The organism is Thalassotalea fusca, from assembly GCF_053485835.1.
In genome coordinates, this window is the sequence record NZ_JBQRUN010000003.1 from 198190 (window position 1) to 212436 (window position 14247).

13 protein-coding genes are annotated in these 14247 nt (G+C 40.1%); 5 read left to right on the forward strand and 8 right to left on the reverse strand.

All coding sequences use genetic code 11. From position 1 onward, the window contains the following. Positions 1-37: 37 nt before the first annotated feature. Together ACSLUK_RS05245 and ACSLUK_RS05250 are read right to left on the reverse strand one after the other, a co-directional pair. The gene (locus ACSLUK_RS05245) at positions 38-3598 is read right to left on the reverse strand and encodes a M1 family aminopeptidase (protein WP_448547474.1); all 3561 of its coding nucleotides are present in this window, start codon (positions 3596-3598) and stop codon (positions 38-40) included. After that, on the reverse strand, positions 3588-4496 hold the full coding sequence (locus ACSLUK_RS05250) for an ABC transporter ATP-binding protein (protein WP_448547475.1): 909 nt from the start codon (positions 4494-4496) through the stop codon (positions 3588-3590). Before ACSLUK_RS05250 ends, ACSLUK_RS05245 begins: the two co-directional genes overlap by 11 nt. 87 nt (positions 4497-4583) lie before the next feature. Here ACSLUK_RS05250 and ACSLUK_RS05255 point away from each other — a divergent pair, with 87 nt between their 5' ends. The 4 genes from ACSLUK_RS05255 to ACSLUK_RS05270 all read left to right on the forward strand — a co-directional run bounded on the left by ACSLUK_RS05255 (position 4584) and on the right by ACSLUK_RS05270 (position 7858). After that, positions 4584-5414, forward strand: coding sequence for a sensor histidine kinase (locus ACSLUK_RS05255; RefSeq protein ID WP_448547476.1), 831 nt, complete (start codon positions 4584-4586; stop codon positions 5412-5414). 12 nt (positions 5415-5426) lie between these two features. Further along, positions 5427-6146, forward strand: a complete 720-nt coding sequence (locus tag ACSLUK_RS05260; protein ID WP_448547477.1) for a LytR/AlgR family response regulator transcription factor — start codon at positions 5427-5429, stop codon at positions 6144-6146. An 18-nt stretch (positions 6147-6164) separates the two neighbouring features. Next, positions 6165-6611, forward strand: a complete 447-nt coding sequence (locus tag ACSLUK_RS05265) for a GNAT family N-acetyltransferase (protein WP_448547479.1) — start codon at positions 6165-6167, stop codon at positions 6609-6611. 314 nt (positions 6612-6925) lie between these two features. After that, positions 6926-7858: a hypothetical protein gene (locus ACSLUK_RS05270; protein ID WP_448547480.1), complete on the forward strand. Its 933-nt coding sequence runs from the start codon at positions 6926-6928 to the stop codon at positions 7856-7858. A gap of 98 nt (positions 7859-7956) precedes the next feature. On the opposite strand, the gene ACSLUK_RS05275 is transcribed toward ACSLUK_RS05270, so the two are convergent. The 5 genes from ACSLUK_RS05275 to ACSLUK_RS05295 form a co-directional block, all read right to left on the reverse strand. After that, positions 7957-8415, reverse strand: coding sequence for a hypothetical protein (locus ACSLUK_RS05275; RefSeq protein WP_448547481.1), 459 nt, complete (start codon positions 8413-8415; stop codon positions 7957-7959). A 119-nt stretch (positions 8416-8534) separates the two neighbouring features. After that, positions 8535-9806: a metallophosphoesterase gene (locus ACSLUK_RS05280; protein WP_448547482.1), complete on the reverse strand. Its 1272-nt coding sequence runs from the start codon at positions 9804-9806 to the stop codon at positions 8535-8537. Between the two features lie 61 nt (positions 9807-9867). After that, positions 9868-10371, reverse strand: coding sequence for a DUF2569 domain-containing protein (locus tag ACSLUK_RS05285; RefSeq protein ID WP_448547483.1), 504 nt, complete (start codon positions 10369-10371; stop codon positions 9868-9870). 207 nt (positions 10372-10578) lie between these two features. Further along, entirely contained in the window at positions 10579-10884 is a 306-nt protein-coding gene (locus ACSLUK_RS05290) for a hypothetical protein (RefSeq protein ID WP_448547484.1), read from the reverse strand. 158 nt (positions 10885-11042) lie between these two features. Further along, entirely contained in the window at positions 11043-11930 is an 888-nt protein-coding gene (locus ACSLUK_RS05295) for a LysR family transcriptional regulator (RefSeq protein WP_448547485.1), read from the reverse strand. Between the two features lie 109 nt (positions 11931-12039). Between ACSLUK_RS05295 and ACSLUK_RS05300 the strand changes: the two genes are divergently transcribed. Next, positions 12040-13266: a multidrug effflux MFS transporter gene (locus tag ACSLUK_RS05300; protein WP_448547486.1), complete on the forward strand. Its 1227-nt coding sequence runs from the start codon at positions 12040-12042 to the stop codon at positions 13264-13266. A gap of 11 nt (positions 13267-13277) precedes the next feature. Here ACSLUK_RS05300 and ACSLUK_RS05305 read toward each other — a convergent pair whose 3' ends face one another. Next, entirely contained in the window at positions 13278-13988 is a 711-nt protein-coding gene (locus ACSLUK_RS05305) for a substrate-binding periplasmic protein (RefSeq protein WP_448547487.1), read from the reverse strand. Positions 13989-14247 lie beyond the last annotated feature (259 nt).

The window sequence follows — 14247 nt, forward strand, 5'->3', positions numbered from 1 at the left end:
GGCCCCCAAATGGCTGCGCTGCCATTTGGGGAAACACTTAGTTTACGGTGATAATATTATTGGCTAGGTTACGGTCGATTTGAAACAACTTAGGGTCTATTTGCACATGACTAGGCTTAGTGTCGCTATATAGCGTTATCTTGCTACGATCGTTGTTGAAAGCAACTTTCTCAATCACTAACGCATTACTGTCATCATAGGCAGGATAGCCGTCATAAAGTGCCACCTGTACTTCTTCTTGCATCGGCACTTGGCGTTCACTACTAGCGTTCAAATCCACTGAATATTTTAGCGTGCTGACATCAATCGTTGTCATATACTTACTTTCATTCATTTGTGTGGTGTCGGCACTATGAAGTTCAAATTCGTGAAACACTACATGCTTAAATAAGTCATCAATACGCTGTACCTGCTCCTTGCTTGCTTGCCGATAAAATACGCTAAGTAAGTCTAATGATGTTGGTTTATACGGATAACCTTTCGTTACCAGTAATTGCTGTAATGCGCGATTAATTTTTTCTTCACCTAAAACATCCAAAAGCGCATACATGCTGTGTTGACCCTTACCGTAAAATAGGTGCGGTTCGTGTCCCATGGTAAATAATGGTTGTTCATACTCCGTCATGTACGAGCGCATTTTTAAATACATGTCTAGCGAGTTATTCACCAGTTCAAAGGCACTTGTTTCACCATATACCGCTCGTGTAACTACCAATTCAGTATATTTGGCTAGTGTCTCAGTTAATAATGGTGCACCTGCGATGTAATGTGGTTCGATGTAATCTCCCCAATACTGATGCGCAAACTCATGAGCAATGCCACGTAGCTGTGGATTGGCTTCTTCCAGATTAACGTGTCGACTATCCAAATTAAACATACGGTTTTCTACGCCCACGTACATGCCAGGTTGAGCACTACCAAAAGACTGTAGGCTTGAGAAATATGGGATTTCAACCACTGAGTATTGCGCTGCATGATACGGCTGATAATGTGTTGCAAAGTAATCCATAGATTGCGTTAACGCCGTTAGTATCATGTCGTTATCGTTACTATGCTCGGGGTGATGAAAGACCATCAGTTCAACGCCATTATGGTTTTTTGTGGTCACATCGAAGTTTGCAGACACAACCGCCAATTGCGCTTTGATACGCTCACCACTTTGGTAATGGAAGTAATTACGTCCCTTTTCAGACCATTGCTTGTTCAACTTCCCTACAGTAACAGCCGTTTGTTCACTTGACGTTGAAATCACCGCACTAAAATTTAACCTGTCTTGCATTTGTACCTGCATCTCATGACTTGGCATCGTGCGCGCTAATTCAGGTAGTTGATGTTCTTTACGTGCATCTGCATCAATTAGTACGTAGTAATCCATAAAGCCAAATTGTGGGATAACATCTTCTAGTTCAATGTAACTACCGCCTGCCGTCACGTAATGTTCACCGTCAAGCTCGCCAAAAGCGTTATGAGTTGCCGCAATAGTGAAATCTACTGTCGTTGTCGCATGAGGGATTAGTGGCTCTTTTAGGCTAAACAGCATCGTTTGGTGGGTTTTATCATGCTGAGTTAAATCAGCACCTTGTAAGTTAACCTGATACTCCACATGGCTTTGACGTAGCACAGAGACTAACACTTGTGAGATAGGTGCCGATGTTTGATTTTCTATCACATAACGACCCGTTACTTGGTACTTTCGCTGCTCGGGAAAAATATCCATCTCTACATTCACGTCGATTATCGTCGGCATGGGCTGGTTTTCAAACTGACGATAATTTTTTTCATAGTCAGCCATAAGCGCAACTTGTTGCTTTTCAGTATAAAATTGATTGAATACATTGGTTTGGTAAAAAATATAACTCCCACTACCAACACCTAGTACCAAAAAGCTCGCCAACGCCAATTTACCTATAGTTGTGAGATGCTGAGCGACATTAGAAGCACCGCGCTGCCAGTATTTCACCGTTAACACTCCCAGCACGCCAGCAATAGACAACCAATAAAGGTTATACCAATGCACAGCTTCGGCATGGTAAATAGTGTCTGCCATTTCAGAGAAAATGAAGTATGGCTGATAAGCAAATACTGTCAGCGGATGGTCAATCAGTAAATGTTTGGCAAGGCCGTTTAGCACAAACACACTTAACCCAAGTAATAATCCAATCGCCTTAGCTTTGGCAAATCGCTGCAAGAATAATGTTAATAGCGCAACCAGTAACATTGGAACACCACTGTAATAAAACAATAGCAAGTACAACTGTGGTTGAACGTTAAATTCGCCTTGTGAAAATTGAAACAATACAGCGGTAACAATGCTGACCAAAATCAGCGTGAATCCTATCGCCAATGCGGTTGCTAACTTTGTTAAATAAAAGGTTGAGTTTTGTGTTGGCGTGCAATCGATCAGCGGCGCAATTTTTACCATACGCTCATTCCAAAATAGCTCGACCGTAAAGAAAATAACGACCAACATGCCAATTTTAGCGAGCGGTTCTTGTAAAAATTCGAGAACTAACGCTGTTTGCGGTAAGTAAGCCTGTCCATTAGCAATTGGTCCTTCAAGAATGCTGCTCATTAGATTACCTAAGGTAAAAGCTATGGTAGTGATCATCAGTACAATGAATACCTTGCCCTTAGTTGCCGTGAAGTATTCGATTTTAAATTTAGACCACGCGACGGACAGGTTCAGTTTGTCAAAATTCACTGCAGGTTTTATGCTTTGATACAATGAAATTTCTTCTTGTCTCTGCTTTTCGCTTGCAGATGAGCTTGCTTTTTCTGGAGCCTTTTTGCCGTCATTTACGGCTCTAAATGTGAACGTTTTATAGGTAAAGACAAATAAACTAAAGCTTATCGCTAACCATAAAATACGATTGAATAGCAGATCTCCTGACAGTGCAGGCAGAAAGGTATTACGCTGTTCAACACTCCAATATGCTGACTGTTCCATAAACGCGATTAAGCCATACGGTTCCAACAAGGAAGCAAAACCATAACCTTCGGTTAGCACGGATGAGCCAGCCATCAATGGCGAGTTCCCCATTATCGAACCAATGATATACACCACGTATAAAACGATGCCAGAAACGAAAACCGTAATCATACTTTTACTTAGCATCGCAGCTGCAAATACCAGTGAAGTACAAAGTAAAATACTAGGCACAATGAATATCAAGAAGTTAGCCAGATAAAAACTTAAATGAAAAGGCCCTACTAATTCTGGCGCTAAGAAAAACGGCGTTATCATCATCGCAATAAGCGCGAGCAATAAGACTAACCCACCCGCTAATGCAATACTTAGGTAGCGGCTACCTAAGTACTTGAACTTATCAATCGGTGTAGAAAAAATTAGGGGTTCCATTTTATATTGGTTGTCGCGCAAGACGGTTGCAGATGCCAACACACAAATGACAAAAATGATGTTGGGCGCAATAAACAATAGCGTTTGCGTAATTGCGTGCGCAGAGTTGGCGTACAGTAACGCAGATCCTCGTTGTGTCGTGATTAATATCGCCATCCAAACCATTGCAACAGCGGCCGCCCAAAAACCACCTTGTTTTATTTGCTGTTTCAACTCAAACGGTAGTAACTTAAGCAACATCTTGATCTCCTTTAGGCACTAAGTCTTCCCCTCTTGCTTGATGTAGCGTCGCAAAATAGACATCTTCCAAGTTAGGCTTAACTGGCTCAAAACCCAATTCAGGTTGAAATTCGCTTTGAACAATGAGCTGAGTGTTACCCGTTATTAAGCGCTCTGACAGCACATTCAATTTGGTACGACATTTTTTGGCTTCTTGTTTGCTCACCATCTTTGACCATATCTGACCGTCCAATTGATTGATGAGCTCTGCGGGCTTTCCTTGCAGCTGTATTTGGCCATCCACTAAAATCGCCATGTTAGGACATAGTTGACTAACGTCTTCAACGATATGGGTAGAAAGAATAACGACGATATTCTCACCGATCTCGCATAGCAAGTTATGAAATCGGTTTCGTTCTTGAGGATCTAATCCTGCAGTTGGTTCATCGACAATAATCAATCGAGGATCACCAAGCAATGCCTGTGCGATGCCAAAGCGCTGGCGCATTCCTCCTGAATAAGTAGCCACATCGTTATGACGCTTGTCGTATAGATTGGTGAGGTGTAGCAAACTGTCAATTTGAGCTTTACGTTGTTTTTTATCAGTAATTCCCTTGAGCAAGGCCAAGTGATCAAGAAGCTCATAACAGCTTGCTTTAGGATACACTCCAAACTCTTGCGGCAAGTAACCTAAACATTCACGCAAGATATTTGGATTCTTGATAATATCTTTGTTATCAAAACTAATTTGTCCATGCGAGGGTTGTTGCAATGTAGCAATAGTACGCATCAGTGACGATTTCCCCGCACCATTTGGCCCAAGTAAGCCGAAAAGCCCCGGCGAGATATCAAGTGATACCGATTTCAGTGCTTGTACACCGTTATCGTAAGTTTTTGATAAGTTTCGTATAGTTAACATGCATACTTCCCAGTGGTTTTAATTTATGCGTATAGTACAATCACTCACATCTAAATAAACAATCAAATGACGAACGACAACTAAACCATGTCGAACGACATCTTTGTACAAACTGATGTAAATAGAAAGCAGGGAATTTTGAAAGTCTGGTTAAAAACAATTGCGTTATGTGTTGGCTACGGTGCAGCTTTGTATACCGTGTATAAAACCACTAATCCAGAAGTCTTGATCGTATTTTTAACGATCAGCATGATGTTGCCGTTAGTCTATCTAATCAACGATCGTGCAAAGCAAAAGCAGTATATTGATCACCTGCACCAAGAAACACTGAAAGCAGAGCTGAATTTACTCAAGAGCCAAATTAATCCACATTTCTTCTTTAATACCTTAAATAATTTATATGGACTTGCCGTTGAGAAATCAGATTTAACGGAAGAAATCATTTACCGGTTATCGCAAATGATGCGCTTTACCATTTACGAAGGACGTAAGCATACGGTATCTGTGAAAGATGAAATCGATTATTTAGAGAACTTTATCGAGTTAAATCAATTGCGACATTCCAAACGACTCGACATACAATTTGCCAAAGAAATTGAAAGTTCAGACCAACGCATTCCACCTTTGTTGTTTATCAATTTACTTGAAAATGCGTTTAAACATGGCGTTGATACGCTCACACAAAGCCAGTTCATTCACTTCAAACTTGCCATTAATAGTAAGTGTCTGTTGTTTAGCATTACCAATAATTTTGATAAAGACATATTAGAAAAAAACAAACGCAAGCGTGGTTCGGGTGGGTTAGGTGTAGAGAATTTACAGCGGCGATTAACACTATTGTTTCCCGATAAGCATCAGTATAGTAGTTCTGTGACCGACGGCCTATACACTGCCAAGGTAACAATCGATTTAACCTAAAAGTAAATAGTGATGACAACCATTAATTACCTAATCATTGATGATGAACCCGTAGCACACAAGCTCATTGAACGATTTGCCAAAGCCCACTCAACGCTTAACCTAGTCGGTCAGTGTTACAATGCAATTGAGGCAAAATCACTGCTGGCTGAAAATTCTGTCGCGCTAATTTTTCTCGATATCAACATGCCGCAAATCACTGGCTTTGAATTTCTGCAAGGGTTGCAAAATCCTCCCCAAATAATAGTGGTTTCTGCACATCAAGAATATGCACTGGAGAGTTACGAATATGAGATCACCGACTACTTACTAAAGCCATTCAATGCCCAGCGTTTCAATAAAGCAATAAACAAAGCCATAGACAAATTCGCTTTACAGGCTAGTAACAGTAACATTCAACACTCGACTAACACAGCTAGTCAGGCGCATATATTCATTAAAGATGATAAAAAACATCATCAAGTGGCTTTGCACGATATTTCATATATCAAGGCCAACGGAAACTACACTTCTGTATACCTCAAAGAGTCACAATTGTTGAGCCAAATGAAGATTTCTGACTTTGAAAAACTTCTACCCGTTGCGCAGTTTTCGAGGGTACACCGCTCTTACATTGTTGCACACCAAGCGCTAACGTTAATTAAGGCAAATGAATTACATATTCATGATATTGTGATCCCAGTAGGCCGCGTGTATAAGGAAAAAGTTTCCCAGCTAATTAACAAAAATTAATAGCTTGGAATAGTAAATATGATCAACCAATTAGATAACTCAGAGGCGAAAACAGCCCAGCAAATATTTGACGTTTTTCAAGGTTCATATCGCGTTGAAGCTGTATTGCTTGGCGTGGAAAATTTTCCGCCGTTAGCAAGAAGTGCGGCTGATATCCAATGCGCCACATCACAATTTTATGGTTATTTCGAACATGGAGAACTTGCAGCCGTAGCGGAAATAACACTAAGTGATCAATGCGTTGAAATTGACAGTTTTACTGTTTCACCAAGTCATTTTAGAAAAGGCATTGCCAACAAGCTATTAACTGACATTCTGAAAAAGCATGAATCACTGGATGCAGTCGTAGAAACCGCCGTTGCGAACACACCTGCGATAAAATTATATGAAAAACATGGGTTTGTTGAATTTAAAAGGTGGGTTCCATCTCACGGTATTCCCAAGCTAGCGATGCGAATAGCGTAAGCTTTCTAGTGGAAGTAGATGTGAACATCGTCAACTGCATAACGATGTAAAAGTAAAAACCAATAAACCTGCCTTTCAAACAGACTTTCCAACAAAATTCCGTATTAGACTCTCACCAGTAAAACAAATTAATACTTGGTAGTTAACCTGTTACTTGACGCAGCATTTTGAACATCTATTTCCTATCTTGAAATCTATTCTTTCTCTATTCTTATGATAAAGCATTGAGTGTAGTTGTTTTTTACGTAGAGTATTTTGTGCGCAGCGAGAAACTGCTGTTAATCAACCAAAAGCTAACAAAAGGAATTATTTAGATGCTATATAAATTTATCACATTATGTGCATTTGCTTTATCTGCATGTACGGCCCCTTTCAACTCAAACGCCACTGATAGATTAGACTATATTCGTATATGCGACAATTGCGGCACACCTATACAAAAAGCGAAATCAATTGTTCCCAAATATCCCGATATATATGACTCAGAGACTGAGACTGAGAATGAACACGACAGCGAAGTGTTTGAGTATTTTGTGCTAGTAATAGATCCCATAAAAAATAAATCCTACTTTTATCTTGTCGAAGTCGAAGAACAAAATATTGATGCTGAATTAATAACACCTTCTAACTCTACGAAGCAAAAGATTACAAATGCGCTGACATATTATCGAGCAATCCATAACAAATATAGCCAACTACGTATTTCAGGGTTTAGTGCAGGCTATAGTAGCCAAGATGACAGGGATTGTGGTAATCCTGGCGACGTATACAATAGTGAAATATGTCAAAATATCTATATTGAAAAAATTAGAGTCGATGTATTGAACGAGCAATATGGGCTTTGGGAAGATCTGACGCAAAACTTAGAAATTTCAGTTAAATCATCAGCAAAAAACATTGAAGCTGGGCTTAAATATACGCAAAAACACAATACGGTCATTTTCAATTTGCCAAATGGGGCGAAAATAGCGTTTAAGCTAAATAGTACTAGCACAGGCGTACAGAAAATGGACACATCCAACAGCGTATTTTCATCAGGAAAATCTCTCGACTATCATTTGAGTAGGGATAAGATTAAAGATGCATCAGGATATGATGTTGAAGAATATTTGAGTGCAATCGGTTGTTTTTCGGGTTCTAGAATAAAAGCAAATTATACGTATACGGTTATTAGGAATGGTGGCTCAGTACTCATTAGTGTACACACTGCCGTAGAAGAGGAAGAATTCGAGTTGGATTGTGATTAAGTTCCAGTAGTGACTAAAACGATCAATATAAATGAGTTGATAAGGCATACAGTTAACTATGCTATATCAACTCCACATACACGTGTTCCAACCGCCAACTACAACGATTCAACAATCTTAGTGATGTACATTTTGTTTTCTCGCACTTCCACGTAATAAGTACCCCACACTAACGTGTTAATTCCTTCAAAATAAGATCTGGCCGTATATTGTCCTCTGGTAGGTGAATGAACAATAAAATCGAACATATCCACTTGGAAATCTTCCCATTTTATTCTTGATTCAAACAATGACTTTTCGACCACTCTAATATAGTCGGCTTTATTGTAATGTAGGGTTAGACCTTGAGCACTCGAGCCAACATTCAATTCTACTGCTAAGTCGTCAGCTAGATATGGATAAATACGCCTAGGTGATTCTTTAGTCAGTTGCCAAAGGTGCTTACCGAACGCTTCGATTCTCTTTTCTGTTAGTGGCTCAGCAGCAATGCTGCTCTTCGGTATCAGCATTATCAATACGATTATCAAGACACCAAACCACTGGTGAGCGATGTTCATAGATCTATTTCACCTTATAACACATAAGTTCACCAAAGGAATCATCCAAGTATCACTTGCTCAAAAGCCACATAATCAATTATAGAAGTCTTGAGAAATTATCCAACTCCACATACACCTTAACCAAAAAACATATTGGCTAAAAATGCACGATCGGTCGCATTGAATAAGCTAAAATCTCTTACTGTGCGCGCCTGTTCAGGTACTTGAACAGGCTTATTAATTGACACTTTGTCTACTTGTCCATTGATCACGCGCAAGTATTGTGGATTAACATCCATGGTATCAATCGCAATGACTTTGCCATTGAAATAATCACTTATTTGCTGTTGACGCGTATGCCCAACAACTAATGTTTTTACGTTGAAATGAGCAAGTACTTGATCCAATTCTTCTTCCGTTATTTTCGGATAGACTTTTGCCTCTGAAAAATATCCACGATACCAACTTAGACTTAAAGGGTCTTTTGCTACTTGCTGATAATTCACATCGTCAACGCCATTTTCAGTCCATTTAATAAACTGACGATTTAATTCGTTTAGGTCAGCAAATCGATCACTCACGTTAGGACTAATACCACCGTGAGTAAACAACATGTCACCCAGCTTAATTGCGTGAGGTTGTTCTTTTAACCATCTGCCAAGCAAGGTTTCCGACGTCAAGGATTTAGCATATGGGAGCATTTGCTCAATCGCATACCGATGACCTGATTCAACATAACGCAAGTCATTTGCCATAACCATGTGCTCATGATTACCTAAAATAAAATGTACTTTTCCCCCCTCGGCGCTGGCTTGTTGCTGTAAACGATAAATAAACCAAAGTACTTGAAAACTGTCTCGCCCTCTATCAATGGCGTCACCCGTGAGTAACAAATGCCCTTCACCAAACTGCCATTGTCCTTGCTCATCAATTACTTTGCTATGTGTCAGCAGCGATTGGAAAGTTTCAAGTCGTCCATGAATATCTCCAACGACGACAAGTTCATTAGGCATGTCGAAACTGAATGTATCTTGTGGCTGTGGAGCGTTAAAATCAAATACGTAATTCTGCCCCTGACATTCAACACTTGCCGAATCATCAACCAGCGTGCTTTGCACTTGACCATGACAATAATACTGTACTAATAACTGCTCATTTTGCGTACTTGTTACAATAGGTCCATCAAAAAAGTTTAGATTTTCATTGTTACCGTCCGCTTGAAATCGTCCTTTCTCTAAGCGTGTCTTAATAACAAAACTCGACGTTACGGGAATATTCCATTGACTATAAATTCCGTACTTATCAACCTCTACTTCCGAGAAAAACAGTAAAGAAGATAAAATGTACACGATTAAAACTGTTACAAATACAGACAAAGGTAACAATAAATATTTAACCATCAATTTCATAGCACTGCTCCACCTAACGATTGTTGTACACAAACATAAAACTCACATACTAGCCAATAGCCTAGCTTGTACGTAGATTAATAAACGTATCTTTTGCTCTTTGCGAATAGAATAAATACGGCGACCATATCAACAAGCTAAAAAGGCTACGGCCAAATTCTTTCATTGTTTCTGCATCAAAAACTTCCATGTCAGGGACAACGAGCGTAACCATATATGCATCAATTAAGATAAAGACAGTAGAAAATAATGCTAAGCCCAAATACCACTTGGGTAGTGAAGCTCTCTTAGCGAAGAGTAAAAAAATTAGATATGCTCCCAGCAACACCAAAATAATATTGACTGCAATCTCCCCAACTAGAAATGGCCCCCAAATTGGCGAGTAGAACTCACTCCCTTTAGTGGTTAACGCTTCCCAAGTACCGTCAACAAATATTGAAGGATATGTGGTCCCTAGGTGGTAAATTAGCCTTATTGGAGATATTACAATTCCAATCGCAACAAGGATTAACCATCCTCCAATGCTTAAAGGCTCCTTTTTAGCCGTCATTTCCATAGATTCCATCGTATACCCCTAATCCTAAATCAACCTGATGAGCGTAGACTAGTCGTACGACTACATCCTTTGTATGTTCTTAAATTAATATTTATACCAATCCGTATAAGAAATTGCTCTCTTAGCGAGAAATTATGCGGATTGGTATTAAAGCCTTATCAAACTCAAGCTTAATAGTGTGGCCAACACTTGCTTTGGATTTATAACACCAAATTGCTAAGAATTTTCTGAGCTTGATTCACAGGTTTCATACTCAAAACCACCAATGTACTTCTGCAAGACGTTATAGAAAAAACAAATGATTGCGGTGGAGATGTAGCCAAAGATCAGGTACAAAAACGGGAATACGACAAACATGAACACAGGCAAATCGGTTGAGTTGCCACTCGCACCTACGTTAGGCGTAGCGAATGACATCATTAGCATCATGGGAATGAACATTGGCAAAGTTGCCACGGCCATTAATACCCCAAAAACTTTACCATTTTGATGTGGTGATAATCGTTTAACTTGTTTCTTCATCGTCTGCTCCTTAATCCATGACGCTTAAAACTTAATGATCCTAAAAAATTGCCAATCTCGGTGTTAATTACCCTGTGGCAAATATCCAATCCAAATAACTAAGCAGTTTTGGATCGTCAGGAGCTTATCAACAATAATGTTGACTGGCAATCAACGACTTACGTATCATCTGGTATTAGTGCATCTCTCAGCCACTTGTGTAACTGGCTGTTGTGTAATCGATGATGCCAATACAGATAAATATTAAATGGCTGTACGTCAAAGGGCAGCGGTAATATTTTTACCGAATGATGTTTAGCTAAATATTCGGCAAACTTATCAGGTACAGAAAACATTAAGTCACTTTTTGCCAATAACGCAGGGATTTGAATAAAGGTAGGTAGCCGTAACGTAATTTTACGTTGGCAGTTAAGTTGTGCCAACGCAAAGTCGACTGGCCCCCTGTGTACGTCCGACAGATTATATGCACCATGTCGATGCGCAAGGTAATCGTCTAAGGTAAAGTTGTCAGCGCTAAGAGGGCTGTTCTTGTCAACTACTACCGCATATGCCTGTCGCCATAATACAATTCGATGCAGCCCAGCGCGATCATCATTAGCCGCAGTAATAGCAAAGTCTAAATCACCATTGAGCACTTGATCGGTAATCTGCATATTCGTTTGCTTGAATGACAGCGATAGTTTAGGGGCTTGCGTTTGAATACGATGAATATTGTCAGTCAGCATTAGTACGTCCATGTCTGTTCCGGCAATGCGTACCATTTTGTCAGAACTACATGGCGAAAAAGCTTCCGATTGATGCAATTGTTCCAGTTCAGGGATTAAGCTGTTTAATTGTTGCTTAAGGTGACTTGCTTTTGGCGTCAACTGATACTCGGTACCTGTTCTCACCAACAAATCATCGTGAAATTGTTGTCGCAATTTCCCTAATACTCGGCTCATCGCAGGTTGACTTAGTCCCGCTCGTTGTGCGGCGCGGCTAATGTGCCTTTCCTGCAACAAGATATGTAACGCAGGCAATAAATTTAGATCAGACAGTTGGCCCATAACCATTCGCTTTTTGCATACCAGTTATCAGCATTATGCATTTTATTAATAACACTGTCTTCCTTAAAATGTACATCAGTTGTCACGTTTTTCACTTGAGCGAGTAGCTATGTCAAATCCCCAAGCGCCAACACATGTATCTTCACGGAGCACACTCACTATCTCTAAATGCGTATTAGTATTACTCGCCTCAATTTCCGCAATCACGCCACTGGCCATTGATATGTATTTACCGGCTATGCAGGCGATCGCAACAGATTTAAACAGCAACATTGCTATCGTGCAAAACTCTCTCAGCAGTTACTTGCTTGGTTTTGCTATTGCGATGTTATTTTGCGGACCTATCGCAGATGTGCTCGGTAGACGGCCTATGGCGATATTTGGTTTACTTGGGTTTTCACTCGCCAGTTTTGCGTTGTCGAAAGTCACCACCATTGAAGGGTTCTTGTTTGTGAGAACATGCCAGGCCATTGCCGGTGGCGCCGCGGCAATTGTAGCCCCCGGTATTATTAGACACATCTATGGGGAACATGCGGCCAAAGGGTTATCGTATGTTTCTATGATAATGATGGTTGCGCCGATGGTGGCACCTAGCTTAGGTTCAATTTTGCTCGAATTAAGTGACTGGCGGGCAATTTTTAGTTTTCAGGCAGCATATGGCACCATCATTCTTGCTGCAGCCGTCTTTTGCTTACCCGAAATTCCTAAACGAGAAAAAGACGCCTCATGGCCTGTATTGTTTTTCGCAAGTTACAAAACCGTCTTTTCAACATCAGGCATTCGCCCTTATCTAATTGCAGGTATTTGTGCTTCATTTGCTTTTTTTAGTTACTTAACCGCCATACCATTCGTGTACATGGACGTTTTTGGTGTTTCTGCACAATTCTTTGGTATTTTGTTTGGAATCAATGTGATTGGTTTGTTTTTCGCAAATTTCATTAACACACGGTTTGTCGTTAAACTTGGCTCTAAACAAATGCTCGCCTATGCCACCATTACTGCTATGTTGTCTGGGTTTGGCCTGCTCTTGTTTAACTTATTTGACTTTGGCATCTATTACACCGTTGTGACGACGGTTGTACTAATGGCGTCACTCATTATCATCAGCGTAAATTCAGATGCTCTGATCCTAATGAAATTCCCTGAGCATAGTGGAACAGCGAGTGCTGCAATTGGTACGTTACGATTTGGCATTGGATCGTTGTCAGGGCCCGTATTGGCGATTACCTTTACCGGTACACCCGTACCTTTTTCAGCATTAATGTTTTGTGCGGTATTGGTGATCATGCTTTGCCAACTGTATAAACCCAATACCCATGTAAGCGGCGAAGGCTAATGGTGACCTTGTTATTCATTGATTGACGGGCTTGGTGCTGACTCTCTAATTTTGAAACCATATTTGCCGTAAATTGCTTCTATTGTACCCTCCTCCAACATGATTCTAATTGCGTCATTTATTTGTTCGAGTAACTTGGGGTGTTTTGGGTGTATGCGCATTGATACCGGCAACCTTTGAACTTCATAAGCCACCGTAAAGTCAGAATATTTATCATTGATATAAGCGTAATAGGCAGCGGTTACTTCACCAATCATGATGTATTTGAACCTGTCATTATACAGTTGTTCTATTAGCATACTTTCTGACACATTGTCAGAAATGAGAATCTTCCCTTCACCAAAGTGTTGCTCAAAATCTCCGTAGCCATAACCACGCACTTTACCAATGACTTCACCATAAAATTTAGTGACATCTGTCGTATATGTCTCGTTTTTTGCCAGTATTACTTCGTTCGAGTACGCATAACTAATGCTGTATAGCCCTTGAACCAGTTCGTCTCGTCGCCAAATCGGGTTAATACCCGGTTCAATATCCACTTTCCCCTGATTAAACTGAATTCTCCCGCGTGCCACTGATAAAGTGACAAACTCGAATTTTAAGCCAGTGAGCGCACCAATTTCGGCAAAAATATCGTAAAAAATGCCAGCCCTAGCGTCATTGTCAAAAAAGCTATAGGGCGGATTAGCTTTGTGATACAAAATCACCTTGTAAGTATTCACTTCCTCACTATGAGCGGTGAAAATACACAACATTAGCGCCAATATTAGAAATTTCATTTTGCTAAAAATGGAGTTATACATAATTTAATAGTAGCGCAACTTTAGATAACCACTATTGCTCTAATAAAAACATTAGAGTTAATGCATGAATTCTCCTCTGCCAAAATTTTTCATAAACCCCACTTGAACTCGTTCAATTAATCCCCATCAAAAAAATGATTCGTATAGATACTTTGTTTGGGGATGTTCCCTGCAACCA